Source organism: Haloferax marisrubri (assembly GCF_001469875.2).
In the GTDB taxonomy this organism is placed as follows: domain Archaea; phylum Halobacteriota; class Halobacteria; order Halobacteriales; family Haloferacaceae; genus Haloferax; species Haloferax marisrubri.
Genome location: NZ_LOPW02000010.1, coordinates 722,091 through 739,788, shown reverse-complemented (window position 1 = coordinate 739,788; position 17,698 = coordinate 722,091). Strand labels below are relative to the sequence as shown.

General features: G+C 67.0%; 16 protein-coding genes and 2 tRNA genes. 11 read left to right on the top strand and 7 right to left on the bottom strand.

Annotated elements, in window-relative coordinates; genetic code table 11:
• Positions 1-184: 184 nt before the first annotated feature.
• Together AUR65_RS10725 and AUR65_RS10720 are read right to left on the bottom strand one after the other, a co-directional pair.
• On the bottom strand, positions 185-892 hold the full coding sequence (locus AUR65_RS10725; RefSeq protein ID WP_058566885.1) for an SDR family oxidoreductase: 708 nt from the start codon (positions 890-892) through the stop codon (positions 185-187).
• Between the two features lie 90 nt (positions 893-982).
• Positions 983-1,948 (bottom strand): NADPH:quinone reductase, encoded by a 966-nt coding sequence (locus AUR65_RS10720; RefSeq protein WP_058566884.1) that lies wholly within the window; start codon positions 1,946-1,948, stop codon positions 983-985.
• Between the two features lie 135 nt (positions 1,949-2,083).
• Between AUR65_RS10720 and AUR65_RS19485 the strand changes: the two genes are divergently transcribed.
• From AUR65_RS19485 to sucD, 3 genes are all read left to right on the top strand, one after another.
• Complete coding sequence (locus AUR65_RS19485) at positions 2,084-2,272, top strand: hypothetical protein (protein ID WP_146047402.1); 189 nt, start codon at positions 2,084-2,086, stop codon at positions 2,270-2,272.
• 119 nt (positions 2,273-2,391) lie between these two features.
• A complete protein-coding gene (sucC, locus tag AUR65_RS10715; RefSeq protein ID WP_058566995.1) occupies positions 2,392-3,537 on the top strand; it encodes an ADP-forming succinate--CoA ligase subunit beta in 1,146 nt (381 codons plus the stop codon).
• A complete protein-coding gene (gene sucD, locus AUR65_RS10710) occupies positions 3,534-4,403 on the top strand; it encodes a succinate--CoA ligase subunit alpha (protein ID WP_007274603.1) in 870 nt (289 codons plus the stop codon). The genes sucC and sucD overlap by 4 nt, the downstream gene beginning before the upstream one ends.
• Before the next feature lie 47 nt (positions 4,404-4,450).
• On the opposite strand, the gene AUR65_RS10705 is transcribed toward sucD, so the two are convergent.
• Positions 4,451-4,744, bottom strand: a complete 294-nt coding sequence (locus tag AUR65_RS10705) for a hypothetical protein (protein WP_058566883.1) — start codon at positions 4,742-4,744, stop codon at positions 4,451-4,453.
• A 160-nt stretch (positions 4,745-4,904) separates the two neighbouring features.
• Here AUR65_RS10705 and AUR65_RS10700 point away from each other — a divergent pair, with 160 nt between their 5' ends.
• The 3 genes from AUR65_RS10700 (at position 4,905) to AUR65_RS10690 (ending at position 8,262) form a co-directional block, all read left to right on the top strand.
• Positions 4,905-7,208: a methyl-accepting chemotaxis protein gene (locus AUR65_RS10700; protein ID WP_058566882.1), complete on the top strand. Its 2,304-nt coding sequence runs from the start codon at positions 4,905-4,907 to the stop codon at positions 7,206-7,208.
• Between the two features lies 1 nt (position 7,209).
• A complete protein-coding gene (locus tag AUR65_RS10695; RefSeq protein ID WP_049967686.1) occupies positions 7,210-7,647 on the top strand; it encodes a CBS domain-containing protein in 438 nt (145 codons plus the stop codon).
• A gap of 105 nt (positions 7,648-7,752) precedes the next feature.
• On the top strand, positions 7,753-8,262 hold the full coding sequence (locus AUR65_RS10690) for a DUF2062 domain-containing protein (RefSeq protein ID WP_058566881.1): 510 nt from the start codon (positions 7,753-7,755) through the stop codon (positions 8,260-8,262).
• A 2-nt stretch (positions 8,263-8,264) separates the two neighbouring features.
• Here the strand turns inward: AUR65_RS10690 and AUR65_RS19985 are convergent, their stop codons facing one another.
• The 3 genes from AUR65_RS19985 to AUR65_RS10680 form a co-directional block, all read right to left on the bottom strand.
• Entirely contained in the window at positions 8,265-8,414 is a 150-nt protein-coding gene (locus AUR65_RS19985; protein WP_199180590.1) for a hypothetical protein, read from the bottom strand.
• Between the two features lie 407 nt (positions 8,415-8,821).
• Positions 8,822-8,896, bottom strand: a tRNA-Val gene (locus AUR65_RS10685).
• Positions 8,897-8,941: 45 nt separating this feature from the next.
• Positions 8,942-9,016, bottom strand: a tRNA-Val gene (locus AUR65_RS10680).
• Positions 9,017-9,256: 240 nt separating this feature from the next.
• Between AUR65_RS10680 and trpD the strand changes: the two genes are divergently transcribed.
• From trpD to trpG, 4 genes are read left to right on the top strand one after another with little or no spacing between them, the layout of a single operon-like run.
• Positions 9,257-10,252 carry an anthranilate phosphoribosyltransferase gene (trpD, locus tag AUR65_RS10675; RefSeq protein ID WP_058566880.1) on the top strand — a complete coding sequence of 332 codons (996 nt, stop codon included), beginning with the start codon at positions 9,257-9,259 and terminating at the stop codon, positions 10,250-10,252.
• A 1-nt stretch (position 10,253) separates the two neighbouring features.
• Positions 10,254-10,919, top strand: a complete 666-nt coding sequence (gene trpF / locus AUR65_RS10670; RefSeq protein ID WP_058566879.1) for a phosphoribosylanthranilate isomerase — start codon at positions 10,254-10,256, stop codon at positions 10,917-10,919.
• Entirely contained in the window at positions 10,916-12,490 is a 1,575-nt protein-coding gene (trpE, locus tag AUR65_RS10665) for an anthranilate synthase component I (protein WP_058566878.1), read from the top strand. The genes trpF and trpE overlap by 4 nt, the downstream gene beginning before the upstream one ends.
• Positions 12,487-13,101 (top strand): anthranilate synthase component II, encoded by a 615-nt coding sequence (trpG, locus tag AUR65_RS10660; protein ID WP_058566877.1) that lies wholly within the window; start codon positions 12,487-12,489, stop codon positions 13,099-13,101. Before trpE ends, trpG begins: the two co-directional genes overlap by 4 nt.
• A gap of 114 nt (positions 13,102-13,215) precedes the next feature.
• On the opposite strand, the gene AUR65_RS10655 is transcribed toward trpG, so the two are convergent.
• Positions 13,216-13,428, bottom strand: a complete 213-nt coding sequence (locus AUR65_RS10655; protein WP_058566876.1) for a hypothetical protein — start codon at positions 13,426-13,428, stop codon at positions 13,216-13,218.
• Between the two features lie 535 nt (positions 13,429-13,963).
• On the opposite strand from AUR65_RS10655, the gene AUR65_RS10650 reads away from it, so the two are divergent.
• A complete protein-coding gene (locus AUR65_RS10650; RefSeq protein WP_058566875.1) occupies positions 13,964-17,065 on the top strand; it encodes an adenosylcobalamin-dependent ribonucleoside-diphosphate reductase in 3,102 nt (1,033 codons plus the stop codon).
• Positions 17,066-17,698: the final 633 nt, after the last annotated feature.

Here is a 17,698-nt window from a genome sequence, read left to right as displayed (position 1 = left end):
AATCGACATAATTCTCCAACCAACTATACTATGTGGCACGTTCGTCCGAATTCAGACCTCGATTAGCCTCATTTTTCTAACGAGTGTCGTGTTCGTGAATCTCTTGCGCACCGCGTAAAAATTCGTGCGCACCACAACGAATGTCATACCCTATCGTGGCGAATGTTGCCACGAAACAGGGTGGTCAGGCCTCGCCGTAGACCGGGACGGCCGCGCCGCTCGTCACGGGAGTCGCGTCCGAACAGAGCGCGAGGACGGTCCGGGCGATTTCCTCGGGTTTCACCCACTTCTCGAAGTCGGCGTCGGCCATCATCTCGCGATTCATCGGCGTGTCGATGACGCTCGGCATCACCGCGTTCGCGCGCAGGACGCCGCGGTTCTCCTCGGCGATGGTCTCCGTGAGGAGACGGACGCCTGCTTTCGAGGCCCGGTAGATTCCGTCGCCTTCGCCGCCCTCCAACGACGAGCGGGCCGAGACGCTCACGACGGAGCCCTCGGTCTCCCGGAGGTGCGGAATCGCGTGTTTCGACGCGAGGAACATCGTCTTGAGATTCACGTCGAACAGGAAGTCGAACGTGTCCGCCTCCGTCTCGTCGATGGGCGTCCCGCCGCGCCACGTCCCGGCGATGTTGGCGAGGTGGTCGAGGCGGCCGAAGTCGGAGACGACCGCGTCGACGACGCGCGCCACATCGTCCTCGTCGGTGAAATCTCCCTCGTAGAACCGGACTCCCTCGGCCTCGAAAAAGCCGTCCTCGTCGTCGGGTTCGACCACGTCAGCGGCCGCGACCGACGCGCCAGCATCGTGAAACGCGCGGGCGATTGCGCCGCCGAGCGCGCCGCTCGCGCCGGTCACGAGAGCGACTGTTCCGTCGAAGTCGAATGTCACGTCCATGCCCGTGCGGTACGTGCGCACGGGACATAATTCGGTCGCGGCTGTGCGCCCGTCGGCGACCGGCCGCGTCGTCACCCTTCCGCGCCGGCGTCAGGGCGTGATGACCAGCTTTCCGAGGAAACTGTCTTCCATGACGGCGCGGTGGGCCTCGGCGGCCTCGTCGAGGTCGTAGGTCCGCGCCACGTCGATTTCGAACTCGCCCGCGCCCATCTGTCCGGCGAGTTCGCGCAGCGGGGCCGACAGGTCGGGCGTGTTGAACATGCTCATCATCGTCAGCGAGAGGTCCTTGCCCCGGGCCGACGACGACAGGTCGAAGCCGACTTCCGGGTCGTTCTCGCCGATGCCGACGACGCGACCGCCGTGGGCGGCCACGTCGGCGTCGAACTGGAGGTAGTCGTCCAGCCGGTGGTCGAGCGTCAGGTCAACGCCGTCGCCCGTCGCCGTGTCCACGACGGCGTCGGCGAGGTCGTCGCGGTCGTAGTCGAGGACGACGTCCGCGCCGAGTTCGGCCACCCGGTCGTGGTAGTCGGGCGCGGCGGTGGCGATGACGCGAGCGCCGGACGCGGCGGCGAGTTGGACCGCGGCGTGACCGACGCCGCCGGACCCGCCGTGAATCAGGACCGTGTCGCCGAGTTGCATCCCACCGTGGTCGACGAGGGCGCGCCACGCGGTGACGCCGGCGACGCCCGCGCCGCCGGCCGCGACGAGGTCCACGTCGTCCGAGAGGACCGCGAGCCGGTCGGTCGGGACGGCCGCGAACTCGGCGTAGCCGCCGTAGTGGTCCTTGCCGATGCCGGTGCCGACGACGTGGTCGCCCTCGGCGAAGCCGGTGACGTCGGCCCCGACAGCCGCGACCGTCCCGGCCACGTCGACGCCGGGAATCATCGGCATCGCGAAGGGTTGGTACGAGCCCTCGCGGAAGTACGTGTCCACGGGGTTGACGCCCGCGGCCGCGACTTCGACGAGAACCTCGCCCGCCGCCGGTTCGGGCGTGTCGATGTCGTCTACCTGAAGCACGTCGCGTCCGCCGTGGTCGTGGAATCTGACAGCGCGCATGGCGAACGATGGGTCCGGGCGGGTGATAAATTCGGACGACTCGGAGCGAATCGCGGCGTTTCGACGCGGCGGTCGAGTCAGTCGGTCCTCACGGGTGCCGAAACGAACATTCTCCCCCCGAGACAACGCCAGTTCGTGCCTCCAAGAACGTGCCCCGACTGCGACGTGTCGATGGTGTCGGTCGGCCACAAGACGACGTACAACGGCGACGGCCTCCGCGTCGACACCGATGGCGGCCTGCTCGGCGCGCTCGACCTCCGGGGGTCGTACGTGCAGGCGTACGTCTGCGAGTCCTGCGGACTCGTCCGATTCTACGCCGAGTGAGCGGTCGCGTCGAACCGTTATCTCGGCGGCGAGTAAACGCCCTGCGGCAATTTTCTCGGTCGTACCTGAACGTAGATGAATGGGATTTAAGCGCGTGCCTTTCCCTCCCACGCATGGTAATGAAGCTTCACGAATACCAGGCGAAGGACATCTTCGCAGAGGCTGGGATTCCGGTGCCAGAGTCCCGTCTCGCGTCGTCGGTAGAGGAGGTCATGGAGGCGGTCGAGGAGATCGGATACCCCGCCGCCATCAAGGCGCAGGTACACGTCGGTGGGCGTGGCAAGGCCGGTGGCATCAAAATCGCCATGGACGAGGACGAGGCTCGACAGGCCGCAGAGGACATCCTCGGGATGGACCTCAAGGGCTACACGGTCGACCGAGTGCTCGTCGAGGCCGGCGTCGACTTCGAAAACGAGCTGTACGTCGGCATCACGATGGACCGCAGCGAGGGCAAGCCCGTCGCGATGGTCTCGACGGAGGGTGGCGTCAACATCGAGGAAGTCGCAGAGGAGAACCCGGACGCAATCGCCCGCGAGCACATCGACCCCGCGTTCGGCCTGCACCCGTATCAGGCGCGTAAGGTCGTCTTCGAGGCGGGCATCCCCCGCGACGTCGCCTTCGACGTCGCCTCGTTCCTCACGACGCTGTACGACCTCTACGAGTCGAACGACGCGTCGGACATCGAAATCAACCCCGTCATGATCACGTCCGACCGCGACATCGTCGCCGCGGACGCCGTCATGAACATCGACGACGACGCCCTGTTCCGCCACGACGACCTCGCGGCGATGGAAGAGGACGCCTACGAGAACGACCTCGAGGCCAAGGCCGGCGAGTACGGCTTCGACTACGTCCGCCTGTCGGGTAACGTCGGCATCATCGGCAACGGTGCCGGGCTCGTCATGACGACGCTCGACCTCGTGGACTACTTCGGCGGCGAACCCGCCAACTTCCTCGACATCGGCGGCGGCGCGAAGGCCGAGCGCGTGGCGAACGCGCTGGACATGGTCTTCTCCGACGAGAACGTCGACTCCGTCGTGTTCAACATCTTCGGCGGCATCACCCGCGGCGACGAGGTCGCCAAGGGTATCAACGAGGCGCTGGAGAGCTTCGACGAGATTCCCAAGCCGGTCGTCGTCCGCCTCGCGGGCACGAACGCCGAGGAGGGCATGGAGATTCTGAACACGGACCTCGTACAGGTCGAGGGGACGCTGGAGGACGCCGTCCAGCGTGCCGTCAAGAACGCACAGGAGGTGTCCCAATGAGCATTTTCGTCGACGACGACACGCGAGTAGTTGTACAGGGTATCACGGGTGGCGAAGGCAAGTTCCACACCCGGCAGATGGTGGAGTACGGCACGAACGTCGTCGCCGGGACCTCCCCCGGGAAGGGCGGTCAGGACGTCGACGGCATCCCCGTCTACGACACCGTCGAAGAGGCCGTCGACGAGGAAGACGCCAACGCCTCCGTCGTGTTCGTCCCGCCGGCGTTCGCCGGCGACGCCATCTTCGAGGCGCTCGACACGGACCTCGACCTCGTCGTCGCCATCACCGAGGGCGTCCCGACGCAGGACATGGCCAAGGTCAACAAGCGCCTGTCGGAGACCGACACGCGCCTCATCGGCCCCAACTGCCCGGGCATCATCACGCCCGGCGAGTCCAAGCTCGGCATCCTCCCCGGCAACATCTTCGAGGAGGGTAACGTCGGCCTCGTCTCCCGCTCCGGCACCCTCACGTACCAGGTCGTCTCGAACCTGACCGAGCGCGGCATCGGCCAAACCACCGCCATCGGCATCGGCGGCGACCCCATCATCGGCACGTCGTTCGTCGACGCTCTCGAAGCGTTCGAGAACGACCCCGACACGCACGCCGTCGTCATGTGCGGCGAAATCGGCGGCGAGGACGAAGAGCAGGCCGCGAAGTTCATCGCGGAGAACATGGACACGCCCGTCGCCGGCTTCATCGCCGGCCGCACGGCACCGCCGGGCAAGCGCATGGGTCACGCCGGCGCTATCGTCTCCGGTTCGGGCACGGGCACCGCGGAGTCCAAGATTTCCGCCCTCAACGACGCGGGCGTCCCCGTCGGCGACACCCCCAACGAGGTCGCCGACCACATCGAAGACTTCCTCTAAGTCCGACCGAACGCGGTTTTCAGTAGCTTCGGTTTCTTTTTCGCGCGCTATCGCAACGCCGCGCCGCACAGTCCACAGCGTCCGCCGTCGGCCGCGTTCGGCGCGCCGCACTCCCGGCAGACCGCGGTCCGCCGGCGCGACTTCTCCTGTGCGGACCGCAGGAACATCGTCGGGTCGAGCGCCGTCCCGGTCGGCCCGTCGCCCTCGTCGACTCTGTCGAGGACGCGCTCGACGAGGTCGTCCTCGCGCATGGCGTCGAGCAGTCTGACGAACCCGACGAACAGGAGCGACGGCGCGACGATGCAAAAGCCCGCCACGAGCAGGCGGAACTCGGTTTCCATGTGGTCTGCTAGCGTCCAGCAGACGTATGGTTGACGCTCGGGCTGAATCGGTCGGTATTCAGCGGCCGCGGACTCTGTCCAGCCGTCGCCGCGACACCATATTATCTCGTTTGATATTCGAATGCACGGATTTATGCACCGCATTCGGGTCGGTACGGTAATGGCCGAGAATCTCGTTTTGGAGGCCGAATCACGGCTTCCTGATGCGATTACGGAGAGCTACGTGCGGCGGCTCGTCGCCGCGATGCTACTCGTCTCAGTCCTCGTCGCCGGCGTCGGTGTCGTCCAGTATCAACAGACGGCATCCACGATAGACGAGGACGCCCGGGCCGACCTGCTCACCGAGGCCGAGCGCGAGGCCCTGCAGGTGAACACGTGGTTCGACGAGCGCGAACGTCTCGTGAGCATCGTCGCCGACGACCCCTCCGCCGGGAGCACCCTCGACGGCCGGTCGTCGGCCACGCTGACGGCCGCGAAAGCGGACATGCCTGCGGACGTGGCCGCCCTCCACTTCGTCGACACCGAGACGACGACCGTCATCGGGTCGTCCGAGGAGGGCGCGGTCGGGACGGCGCTGTTCGAAAGCGGGTCGCTTCCGCTCCCCGGGAGCGCCGACCTCTCGGACGACGGCGTCGAGCGGACCACGGTCTACGTCGAAGACGGCGTCGCCTACATGGGCTTCGTCGCGCCGCTCCCGTCTATCGAGCCCCGCGCAATCGTTCTCGTCGCCGAGGCGTCCTCGCTCGGGGCCGCGCTCGACGGGAATCACATCGACGGCGGCTTCACCCAACTCGTCACGACCGACGGCCGCGTCCTCTACGACGGCGGTGGCGGCCAGTCCAACGTCGCCTACCCCGCCGCCGAGGCGTCGGAACTCGACGCCGCCTTCGCCGGCGAGACGGGCGTCTCCCGCCTCGCTCCCGTCGAGGGCTTCGTCTCCTCGCCGCACGTCGTCGCGCACGTTCCCGTCTCCGGCGGCGTCCTCCTCCTGCACGCCCCCGCGAGCAGCGTCTTCGCGCTCTCCCGGAGCGTCGGTCTCCAGATTGCGACGCTGCTCGCGCTTTCCATGCTCGGTTTCGTCGCCTTCGCGCTCATCGTCCGCGGGAACACCGCGCGCCCGCTCGTCGACCTCGCGTCGACCGTCTCCGCGCTCCGCGACGGCGACCTCGACGTGGAACTCGAAACAGACCGCACCGACGAGTTCGGACAGGTCGTCCGCGGCATCGACAACCTCCGGGACGACCTCCGCGACCAGCGCGCCGACGCCCGCGCCTACAGCGAGGCGATGACCCGCGCGGCCGACGGCGACCTCCGCGTGCGCCTCCCGACCGACTCCGAGAGCCGCGACATGGCGACGGTCGCCGCCGCGTACAACGAGATGATGGACGACATCGAACGGACCGTCGGCACGGTCAAGACCTTCGGCGAGGACGTGGCGACGCTCGCCGACCGCGTGGCCGACCGCGCCGACGACGTGTCCGCCGCGAGCGAGGAGGTGTCGGCGTCGGTCCAGCAGATTTCCGAGGGCGCGAGCGAGCAGACGGACAGCCTCGTCGCCGCCGCCGACGAGATAAACGACCTCTCGGCGTCCATCCAGCAGATTGCCTCGTCGGCCGACGAACTCGTCCGCCTCACCGAGGAGGCAGAGGCGCGTTCGCTCGACGGGCAGACCGCCGCCACCGAGGCTCTCGACGACATCGACGCCGTACGCGCCGAGACGGAGGCGACCGTCAGCGAGGTCCGCGAACTCGACGACCGCCTCGCCCAAATCGAGGAAATCGTCGAGGTCATCACCGACATCGCGGAACAGACCGACATCCTCGCGCTCAACGCGAACATCGAGGCCGCCCGCGCCGGCGAGGCCGGCGAGGGGTTCGCCGTCGTCTCCAACGAGGTCAAACAGCTCGCACAGGAGACGAAGTCCTCGGCGGGCGACATCGAGTCGCTCGTCGCCGAAATCGAGACCCAGCGCGACGCCGTCGTCTCCCGCATCGAGCGCATGCGGGCGCAGGTCGAAGAGAGTGCCACCTCGGTCGACGAGGCGCTTTCCTCCTTCGACGGCATCGTCGAGCGCGTCGAGGAGACGACCGCGAGCGTCCACGAGATTTCGGACGCCACGGGCAGTCAGGCCGACTCCTCCCAAGAGGTGCTCTCGATGACCGACGAAATCGCGGGCATCTCGGAGGAGACCGCCGCCGAGGCCGAGAACGTCTCCGCGACCGCACAAGAACAGAGCGCCGCGCTCGTCGACGTCAACGGGGACGTGCGCGAACTCTCGTCGCACGTGAGCCACCTCGACGACCTCCTCGACGCGTTCGAAGTCGACGACGGAGAGAAGGTCTCGGCGACCGTCGACGACGTACTCGGCGACGAGGCCGAGACGGACGCGGCCGCCGACCCGACTCGGTCCCGCTCCGCATCCGACCCCCATCCCGAGCGAGAACCCTCGCCCGCGGACGACTGAGATGCGCGTCGACGAAATCATGACCGAGGAGGTTGCGACCGTCGGACTGGGGTCGAGCGTCGCCGACTGCGCGCGAACCATGCTCCGCGAGGGCGCTGGAAGCGTCGTCGTGATGGCCGACGGCGGTCCCGCGGGCATCGTCACCGAGTCGGACGCGCTCCGCGCTGGCGTGGCGAGCGGGAAGCCGCTCGCCGCGGTCCCGGCCCGCGCGGTCATGTCGAACCCCATCAAGTGGGTCCGACCGGACTCCACCACGCGCGTGGCCGCGGAGAAGATGCGCGACCAGCGGGTGAAAAAGCTCGTCGTCGTCGACGGCGCGGAGATGGTCGGCATCGTGACCGCGACGGACATCGCCTTCCACCTCTCGGACGTGGCCCGCGGCGTCGGCCAGATGATAGAACTCAAGGACAAGTGGGAGTCGGACCGCCGATTCCGCTGACTACAGACCGCTGCTGGCCGGTCGCCGGCCGTCTCACGACAACTGCTACCGTTTACCAACTCCGGCGAAGCGTTGATAACGTCGTCTCGCTTCTAGTCGCGACGAGTGTACGACCGTCTCGCGTCGATTCGTCCCCGCGTCCGGTCCGGCCTCGAACGAGCGTTCGCGGCGGACCACAGCCCTCACGAGGTCGCCGCCAGTTTCGCGTTCGGCGTCTTCTTCGTGGCCATGCCGACCGCAGGGACCGCCCTCGCGCTGTTCGCCCTCATCGCCTACTTCGTCGAGCGGGCGAGCCGACTCGCGCTCGTCGCCACGCTCGTCGTCTTCAACCCGCCCGTCAAGTGGGCGGTCTACGGCGCGAGCTTCTGGCTCGGGTCGCACCTGCTCGGCCCGGTTCCGGGCGCGTCGGTCGCCGACGTGTCGCTCAGCGCCGGTCTCGACATCCTCCTCCGACAGCTCCTCGGCAACACGATTCTCGCCGTCGTCCTCGCCGTCGTCGGCTACGCGGTGACGCTCCAACTGGCGCGTCTGCACCACCGACGACAGCGGTCGGCGGCACCCGCTCGCGGCGCGGACGCCCGGAGCGACGACGCCCGGTCCGACGTGTCGTCGTGACGCTACCGCTGTGACTGCTCTTCTCTGCCTTCTTCGAACGCCCGGAGCGACTGGATGAGCTTGTAACCCAGATAGACGAGCGCGAGCGGGATGAGGAGCAACAGCGCGAGGATGACGAGTTCCGGACCACCGGGGATTTGCAGGAGGGTCATGGGCGGAGTTCGCGGGCGGAAAGCATAGTGGTTGGGTGGGACGTGGTGTTGTGTTGGGTGACACGCTCGCTCCGCTCGCGTGAACCTCACTCGCAACGCTCCGCGACTCACGGCTTCGCCGTTCGTTTTACTGCGACACTACGTGTCGCACGTTGCTCGCTGGTTCAAATCTGCCCGCGACACGATTGCACGCGACTCGTGGCACCGAGCACACGCTACGCGGTGCTCGGGAGGCAATTCGTCGCGAGAAAGTAGTGGGTTGGGGCAGATTTGAACTTTGGTCACTCCGCTCACTCTGCTCGCGTCGCTCCCGAGTTCAAACAGCCCCAAGAAGTTCGCTCGTCTCGAACGGACACTCACACACGAGGCTCCGCCTCGGTGTTCGTTGAGTTCTCGAAGAAGTGAAATGGGTTGGGGCAGATTTGAACTGCCGGCCTCCTCCATGTCAAGGAGGTGTCATAACCAGACTAGACCACCAACCCGGTGTGTTGCGAACATCGCCGAACGCCGAAACGCGGGAAGAGGAGTGGGTTGGGGCAGATTTGAACTGCCGGCCTCCTCCATGTCAAGGAGGTGTCATAACCAGACTAGACCACCAACCCGGTTACGGTGCTTCCCGCGCCCGTTCGGACGCATCTCTCCGTTGTCCGGGGTTACAATTTAAGCTTTCGAATCGGACTACGTGCGGCGATTCGGGTCACAACGCGCTCCCGCCGTCCGTCGCGGTCGATTCGCCCCGAGCGGCGACCGTCCGATGGCGGCGATTTTCGCCAGCCCGACACGCTTAAGCCGATGTACGAATTTGTACATCATAACCCGAAGAAGTACATCGGTGATTACCAATGCAGGATTATATCGAACGTGTGACCGGCGGTGCGGACTTGACTGTCGAGGAGGCGCGCGACGCCGCGCGGGCGGTCTTCGAGGACGCGACCGAGGCGCAAATCGGCGCGCTCCTCGCCGCGCTCCGGGCGAAAGGCGAGACCGAGGCCGAAATCGCGGGGTTCGCGCAGGGAATGCGCGACGCCGCCCTGACCATCGAGCCCGACCGCGGCCCGCTCGTCGACACCTGCGGCACCGGCGGCGACGACTACAACACCATCAACGTCTCGACCACGAGCGCGCTCGTCGCGGCCGGCGCGGGCGCGGCGGTGGCCAAGCACGGCAACTACTCCGTCTCTTCATCTTCTGGGAGCGCCGACGTGCTGGAGGTCGCCGGCGTGAACGTCGAGGCAGAACCCGAGTCCGTCGAGGCGTGCATCGAGGACAACGGCGTCGGCTTCATGCTCGCGCCCGTGTTCCACCCCGCGATGAAGGCCGTCATCGGCCCGCGGAAGGAACTTGGCATGCGGACCATCTTCAACGTCCTCGGCCCGCTGACGAACCCCGCCGGGGCCGACGCGCAGGTCCTCGGCGTCTACGACTCCGACCTCGTCCCCGTCATCGCCGAGTCGCTGTCGCACATGCCCGTCGAGCGCGCCCTCGTCGTCCACGGCTCCGGCATGGACGAAATCGCGCTCCACGACGCGACCACGGTCGCCGAAATCGACGGCGACGAAATCACCGAGTACACCCTCACGCCCGCCGACCTCGGCCTCGAACAGGCCCCCATCGAGGAAGTCGCCGGCGGTACCCCGCAGGAGAACGCCGACGACCTCGAAGGCATCCTCACCGGCGACGTGACCGGCCCCAAGCGCGACCTCATCCTCGCCAACGCCGGCGCGGCAATCTACGTCGCCGACCTCGCGGACTCGCTGGAGGAGGGCGTCGAAGTCGCCCGCGACGCCATCGAATCCGGTGCCGCGAAAGCCAAACTCGACGCGCTCCGGGAGGCGTGAGATGACCCGCGTCAAAGTGTGCGGCGTCACCGACGAAGCCGACCTCGCCGCCGTCGACGCGGCCGGTGCCGACGCGGTCGGCGCCATCTGCGACGTGCCCGTGGACACGCCCCGCGAGATTCCTCGCGAGCGCGCCCGCGAACTGTTCGCCGCCGCGCCGCCGTTCCTCACGACCGTCCTCGTGACGATGCCCGACTCCATCGACCACGCCCGCGACCTCGCCCGCGAGGTCGGCCCCGACGTGCTCCAACTCCACGGCGACTTCGCGGCCGACGACCTCGACTCGCTCCGCGCGACGGGCGTCCGCGTCGTCCCCGTCGTCGATGCAACCGACCTCGGCCGCGCACGCGACCTCGCACCCGTCGTCGACGCCATCCTCGTCGACACGCCCTCCGCGTCCGGCGCGGGCGGCACCGGCGAGACCCACGACTGGGACGCCTCGCGCGAACTCGTCGCGGCGGTCGACGTGCCCGTGGTTCTCGCGGGCGGCCTGACGCCCGACAACGTCGCTGAAGCGGTTCGGACGGTCGAACCCTACGGCGTCGACGTCGCGAGCGGCGTCGAGGCCTCCGGCGGCGTCAAGGACCACGACGCGGTCCACACCTTCGTCGCCGCGGCGAAGGCGGCCCGTGGAGAGTCCGACGACCACGAGGAGGTCGTCGCGTGACGGCCCCCGACACCGACCGCGACGAGTTCGTCGACCTCGTCGGCGACGCGGACGAACCGGTCGTGACGCACCTCGTGGCCGACCTCGACGTGTCCGTGGACCCGCTGGCCGCGTACACGACGCTCGCCGACCGCAGCGACTACGGCTTCCTCCTGGAGAGCGCCGAGAAGGTCTCCTCCAGCAACCCGCAGGGCGCGTTCTCCGCGCCCGCGACGGTCGCCGACTCGCACGCCCGCTTTTCGTTCGTCGGCTACGACCCCGAAGCGGTCGTGACGGTCGGCCCCGACGGCGTCGACGTGACCGACCTCGGCGGCCCCGCCGCAGAGTTCGTCGGCGCGGGCGACGGCGACGTGCTCGACTCCCTGCGCGGCGCGCTCCCCGACCTCCCGCGCGTCAACTTCCCCGAGACGGACCGCCAGACGCTCACCGGCGGCTTGGTCGGCTTCCTCGCCTACGAGGCCGTCTACGACCTCTGGCTCGACGAGGTCGGCCGCGAGCGCCCCGACACCGACGACCCGGACGCCGAGTTCGTCCTCACGACCCGGACTCTCTCGTTCGACCACCGCGAGGACGCCGTTCGCCTCGTCTGTACCCCCGTCGTCTCGCCCGACGACGACCCCGGCGAAGTGTACGACGGCGTCGTCGCCGAGGCCGAACGCGTCGCCGAAAAGCTCCGGGCGGCGGACGACCCCTCGCCCGGCGGCTTCGAGCGGACCGGCGAGGAAGCCGGCTCCCGCGAGGAGTACGAGGCCGCGGTCAGGAAGACGAAAGAACACGTCCGCGACGGCGACATCTATCAGGGCGTCATCTCGCGCACCCGGAAGCTCCACGGACAGGTCGACCCGGTCGGCCTGTACGCCTCGCTGCGCGAGGTGAACCCCTCGCCGTACATGTACTTGCTCCGGCACGGCGACCGGCGCGTCGTCGGCGCGAGCCCCGAGACGCTCGTCTCCGTCAGGGGCGACCGCGTCGTCGTCAACCCCATCGCGGGCACGTGCCAGCGCGGGGCCGGCCCGGTCGAGGACCGCCGTCTCGCCGGCGAACTCCTCGCCGACGCGAAAGAGCGCGCCGAGCACACGATGCTCGTCGACCTCGGCCGCAACGACGTGCGCCGGGTCTCGACGCCCGGCAGCGTCCGGGTCGAAGACTTCATGAGCATCATCAAGTACAGCCACGTCCAGCACATCGAATCGACCGTCTCGGGGACGCTCGACCCCGACTCGGACGCCTTCGACGCCACGCGCGCGACGTTCCCCGCGGGGACGCTCACCGGCGCGCCGAAGGTCCGCGCGATGGAGATTATCGACGACCTCGAAGCCGAGCCTCGCGGCGTCTACGGCGGCGGCGTCGGCTACTACTCGTGGACCGGCGACGCCGACATGGCAATCGTCATCCGGACCGCGACGGTCGAAGCCGGCGGCTCGGAGGACACAATCACCGTCCGTGCGGGAGCAGGCATCGTCGCCGACTCCGACCCGACCTCGGAGTACGAGGAGACGGAACAGAAGATGGGCGGGGTGCTCGACGCCGTCCGCCGCATCGAGTACGGGACCGAGGAGGTGTCGCAATGATTCGGCTCGTCGTCGTCGACAACTTCGATTCGTTCACGTACAACCTCGTGGAGTACTTCTCCGAGCAGACCGTCGAGGGCGAACCGCTCGACATCGAGGTGCGAAAGAACACCGCGTCGCTCGACGAGATACGCGACCTGAACCCCGACGCCATCGTCATCTCGCCGGGGCCGGGCCACCCGAAGAACGACCGCGACGTGGGCGTGACGAACGACGTGCTCACGGAGCTTTCGACCGAGGTTCCGACCCTCGGCGTCTGCCTCGGCCTCGAAGCCGCAGTATACGCCTACGGTGGCACTATCGGCCACGCGCCGGAGCCGATTCACGGCAAGGCGTTCCCGGTCGACCACGACGGCGAGGGCGTCTTCGCCGGCCTCGAAGACGGCTTCCCGGCCGGACGCTACCACTCGCTCGTCGCCACGGAAGTCCCCGACTGCTTCGACGTCTCGGCGACGACCGACCACGACGGCGAGGCGCTCGTGATGGGCGTCCGCCACCGCGAGCACCCCATCGAGTGCGTCCAGTTCCACCCCGAGAGCGTACTCACGGGGTCGGGACACGGCGTCGTCAGAAACTTCCTCACGTCGGTCGCCGGCTTCGACGTGGCCTGAGACGGGGCAGATTCGGCCACGCCTCGGCGCGGCCAGCGGCCGGCGACTTGCGAGTGGCGGATGCGACCGCAGCCTTCCTGTTTTCGAACCGCCCCGGAGACCGCGCTCCCGCGGTTACAGGACGTTGATGCCGAAGAACGAGAGCAGCAGCAGGGCCCCGACGATGATAGCGGCGATGGTGACCAGTCGCCACGCGACTTTGAGGAACAGTCGGCCGACGAGGATGACGACGGCGACGGCCACGAGCACCACGAGCATCTGACCGAGCGGCCCGGAGAGCAGGCCGCCGAGCTGTAACGGGGTGAGCGCGAGGGGAGTCAGTACCATACCCCGATATGACACCCGTAGAGCGGATAAGCTTGTGGGCGGTCTCGTCTCGCGGTTCCGGTGTGATTTCCCCGCCGAAACGACCGATTTCGGCACCCCTGAGCGACTGCGGGATTGGTACATACGAATTCTGATAACTATGTGGATGTCGACTGTCCGGTCTCCCTTTATATCCTCTCCGGTGATGCGGGACAGTTCACCATGTGACGGTTTCAGAGCCGTCGTCTCCCCCCTCACGTTCTACTGGATATCGCCGCTACGTCTTGCGATTTCTTGCGTCGTGATTTTACTTCCGCTCCGCTCTAACTACGGTTATGTGGTTTCCGTCCGTCCTATGAATCCGTGCACTTCGGACCCGGTCGTCGACCGTCGGCGTAACTGCACTAATTATGATACGTTCGGCGGTCGAACCTCCGAGTTCGAAGCCCTTAACCAACCACGCAACACACACCAATATCGTCACCAATGAGCGGAATTTCCGGACACTATCGATGCGACCTCGCCCGAACGCGGCTCGGGCGGGAGGGACAGTAAGATGAGCGACGCGAACCTCTCGACGGACGAACTCGTGCTTCCGGTCAAGCGGACCGAAGGCGAGACCCTCGAAGCGCGGATGACGGGCAACGCCTACAGTAACATTCTCCCCGCCCGCTACCTCCGCAAGGACGCCGACGGCGACCTCGTCGAGACGCAGGAGGACCTCTTCCCCCGCGTCGCGAAGAACATCGCGCTCGCCGAGGCCGTCTTCGAGGCCGAAAAGCGCGACACCGAAATCACGGTCACACCCGACCTCATCAAGCCGGACCACCCGCGCCGCGACGAACTCGCCGCGGAGGTCTTCGGCAAGGGCGTCACGGCCGACGACGACGACGCCGAGGCGACCCTCTCGGTCTACAACGTCAACAAGTTCGCCTACGACACCCTCGTCCCCGAACTCCCCGAGGAGGTACGCGACGTCGTCGTCGAGAAGCGCGAGACGTTCGAGGAACTGATGGAACAGCTCTCCTTCATGCCGAACTCGCCGACGCTCATGAACGCCGGCGACGAACTCCAGCAGCTCTCGGCCTGTTTCGTCGACTCACCCGCCGACGACATCACGGACATCCACCAGACGGCCAAGGAGGCCGCCGAGGTGTTCCAGTCCGGCGGCGGCATGGGCTACGCCTTCTGGAAGCTCCGCCCCTACGGCGACGCGGTCGGTTCGACCGGCGGCATCGCCTCCGGCCCCATCACGTTCATGCGGACGTTCGACCAGATGTGCGAGACCATCGCGCAGGGCGGCGCGCGCCGCGGCGCGCAGATGGGCGTCATGCGCGTCAGCCACCCCGACGTCATCCAGTTCCTCCACGCGAAGAACAAGGACGTGTCGCTCGCGCACACGCTCCGCCTGAACGACCCCGACGACTTCACCCACACCAAGTTCGTCGACGCGCTCGACGAGGCGCGCGAACTCATCGACGAGGACGGCCGCGTCCCCAAGCACCTCCGTAACGCCGTCGAGGGCCACCTCTCGAACTTCAACATCTCCGTCGGCATCACCGACGGCTTCATGGAGGCGCTGTACAACGACGAGGAGTTCGTCTTCACGAACCCCCGCACCGAAGAGCCGCACATCGCCACGCCGCAGACGAAGGAAATCTACGACATGTTCGGTCTCGGCGGGTACGTCGAGGTCGGCGAGGTCCTCTCGGTCCCCGCGAAGGAACTCTGGGACCAGATTATCGAGGGCGCGTGGGAGAACGGCGAACCCGGCGTCGTCTACCTCGAACGCGCGAACAAGCAGCACTCCTTCGACGTCGAAAAGCACCCCGACCACCGCATCCTCGCGACCAACCCCTGCGGCGAACAGCCGCTCGAGGAGTACGAGGCGTGTAACCTCGGTCACATCAACCTCTCGACGCTCGTCGCCGAGGACTCGCCCGACTGGCGCGTCTGGTACGACGCCCACGGCGACGAGTACGACTCGCTGGAGGCCGCGACGGAGGCCTTCCTCGAAGACGCCGTCGACTGGGAGGAGTTCAACCACCGCATCGAAAGCGGCACGCGCTTCCTCGAAAACGTCGTCACGATGTCGGACTTCCCGGTCGAGAAGATCGAGGAGAAGGTCCGCGAACTCCGTAAAATCGGTCTCGGCATCATGGGTCTCGCTCAGCTGTACATCCAGCTCGGCGTCCGCTACGGCTCCGAGGAGGGCAACGAAATCGCCCAGCAGCTCATGACCCACATCAACCACGGGTCCAAGCGGGCCTCCCACGAACTCGCCGAAGAACGCGGCCCGTTCGAGGCGTGGGAGGACTCGAAGTACGCGAACCCGACCGAGTACCGCGAGTGGTTCGAACACCACACCGGCGAATCCGCCGACGACTGGGAAGACGGCTACCCCATCCGCAACCACAACACGACGACCATCGCCCCGACGGGCACCACGTCGATGGTGTCGAACACCACCGGCGGCTGTGAGCCCATCTACAACGTCGCCTACTACAAGAACGTCTCCGACGACGTGCAGGGCGACGAGATGCTCGTCGAGTTCGACGACTACTTCCTCCGCGTGCTGGAGGCCAACGACATCGACGTCGAGGCCGTCAAGCGCGAGGCCCAAGACCAGATGGCCAACAACGAGTTCGACGGCGTCGCCTCGCTGTCGACGGTTCCGGACGCCATCTCCGAACTGTTCGTCGTGACCTCCGACCTCGCAGGCATCGAGCACGCGGGCGTCCAGTGCGCCCTCCAGAGCGGCGTCGACTCCGCCATCTCGAAGACCTGTAACTTCCCGAACAGCGCCTCGAAAGAGGACATGGACGAGGTCTACCGCTACATCTACGACCACGGCGGCAAGGGCGTCACCGTCTACCGCGACGGCACCCGCTCGAAGCAGGTGCTCACCACGCGCGCGAAGAACACCGAGTTCTCCGACGACGAGGAGGCCGCCGAGGCCATCGTCTCGCAGATTCGCGACGTGTTCGGCGACGTGGAGGCGTTCCTCGAATCCGAGGAAGTCTCGGACCTCATCGGCAGCGAACTCGAACTCGCCTTCGCCGACTCCCCCAGCGACGTTGGCAAGAAGCGCCCCCGCCCGGACGTGCTGTACGGCGTCACCCAACGCATCGACACCGGCTACGGGAAGCTCTACGTCAACATCAACGAGGACGAACACGGCGAGCCGTTCGAGCTGTTCGCCAACATCGGTAACTCCGGCGGCTTCACCGCCTCCTTCACCGAGGCGCTCGCCAAGACCGTCTCGACGTCGCTCCGCTCGGGCGTCGACCCCGAGGAGATTGCGAACGAGCTGAAGGGTATCCGGAGCCCGAAGGTCGCCTGGGACAAGGGCGAGCAGATTAACTCCATCCCGGACGCCATCGGCACCGCGATGCGCCGGTATCTCGACGGCGACATCGACAAGGGCTACCCGCAACAGCAGAACCTGACCGAGGTCGAAGCCGAGGCCGCCGCGGCCGAGGACACGGACACCGACGGCGGCGTCGCCGTCGACGACGGGTCCGACGGTAACTCCGACGCCGTCGCGGACCTGCTCGCGGCGGGCGAGAGCCCCGAGTGTCCCGAGTGCGGCGAGATGGACCTCTACTACTCCGAAGGCTGTAAGACCTGCCAGAACTGCGGCTGGTCCGAGTGCTGAACACGAGACAGTAGCCGTCCCGTCGCTGTCTCGTCGCTCGTATTCCGCTCTTTTCTTTTGTGCGCTGCCCCCACGAGTCCGTACTGTTCCGTTCCGTTCCGTCGGTGTTTCGATGGACGGTATCGTTGGGTTCAGCGAAAGAGACACGCCGATAGCGGACGCTCTCGTCCGTCTCCCCTTCGCTCGCGGACGACCATCCTTCGGATAGCCATCGAACCGTCCTGACGGGGTGCTCGTCAACGAACGAGGGAACGCAACGAGGACGAGTACCGAGTCCACTCCGACTGTGGAGTGGAGGCTGTGCTCTCGTCTTTCTGCTCTCCTCTCGGTCGTGTGACCCACGCAACTGAGGCGGTGCGCGTCGACCGACGAGGCGAGTGGTACGCGACTCGCTGTTGCCTCGATTACGCCTCAGCTCTGGGTGCCGCGAGCGTGCCAGTTCACCCTCAGTCAGCCACGGGTGCTCTCGGACTCGGTTCACTCACGTCGGTGGCGGCTCGCTCGGCTCGGACCGTTCGCCGACGGTCGCTATCAGAGCGAAGGCCGGCTTCGGACTCACAGACAGTAAGAGAAGACGGACCACCTCGATGCGACCGCGCGTCTCGGTTTGGTGTCTCGTCAATCAACTCGTCG

What these genes read in the sequence shown, in the direction of transcription:
- AUR65_RS10725 (WP_058566885.1), bottom strand. Translation starts at nt 892, where the DNA reads ATGGACGTGACATTCGACTTCGACGGAACAGTCGCTCTCGTGACCGGC.
- AUR65_RS10720 (WP_058566884.1), bottom strand. Translation starts at nt 1,948, where the DNA reads ATGCGCGCTGTCAGATTCCACGACCACGGCGGACGCGACGTGCTTCAG.
- sucC (WP_058566995.1), top strand. Translation starts at nt 2,392, where the DNA reads ATGAAGCTTCACGAATACCAGGCGAAGGACATCTTCGCAGAGGCTGGG.
- sucD (WP_007274603.1), top strand. Translation starts at nt 3,534, where the DNA reads ATGAGCATTTTCGTCGACGACGACACGCGAGTAGTTGTACAGGGTATC.
- AUR65_RS10705 (WP_058566883.1), bottom strand. Translation starts at nt 4,744, where the DNA reads ATGGAAACCGAGTTCCGCCTGCTCGTGGCGGGCTTTTGCATCGTCGCG.
- AUR65_RS10700 (WP_058566882.1), top strand. Translation starts at nt 4,905, where the DNA reads ATGGCCGAGAATCTCGTTTTGGAGGCCGAATCACGGCTTCCTGATGCG.
- AUR65_RS10695 (WP_049967686.1), top strand. Translation starts at nt 7,210, where the DNA reads ATGCGCGTCGACGAAATCATGACCGAGGAGGTTGCGACCGTCGGACTG.
- AUR65_RS19985 (WP_199180590.1), bottom strand. Translation starts at nt 8,414, where the DNA reads ATGACCCTCCTGCAAATCCCCGGTGGTCCGGAACTCGTCATCCTCGCG.
- trpD (WP_058566880.1), top strand. Translation starts at nt 9,257, where the DNA reads ATGCAGGATTATATCGAACGTGTGACCGGCGGTGCGGACTTGACTGTC.
- trpF (WP_058566879.1), top strand. Translation starts at nt 10,254, where the DNA reads ATGACCCGCGTCAAAGTGTGCGGCGTCACCGACGAAGCCGACCTCGCC.
- trpG (WP_058566877.1), top strand. Translation starts at nt 12,487, where the DNA reads ATGATTCGGCTCGTCGTCGTCGACAACTTCGATTCGTTCACGTACAAC.
- AUR65_RS10655 (WP_058566876.1), bottom strand. Translation starts at nt 13,428, where the DNA reads ATGGTACTGACTCCCCTCGCGCTCACCCCGTTACAGCTCGGCGGCCTG.
- AUR65_RS10650 (WP_058566875.1), top strand. Translation starts at nt 13,964, where the DNA reads ATGAGCGACGCGAACCTCTCGACGGACGAACTCGTGCTTCCGGTCAAG.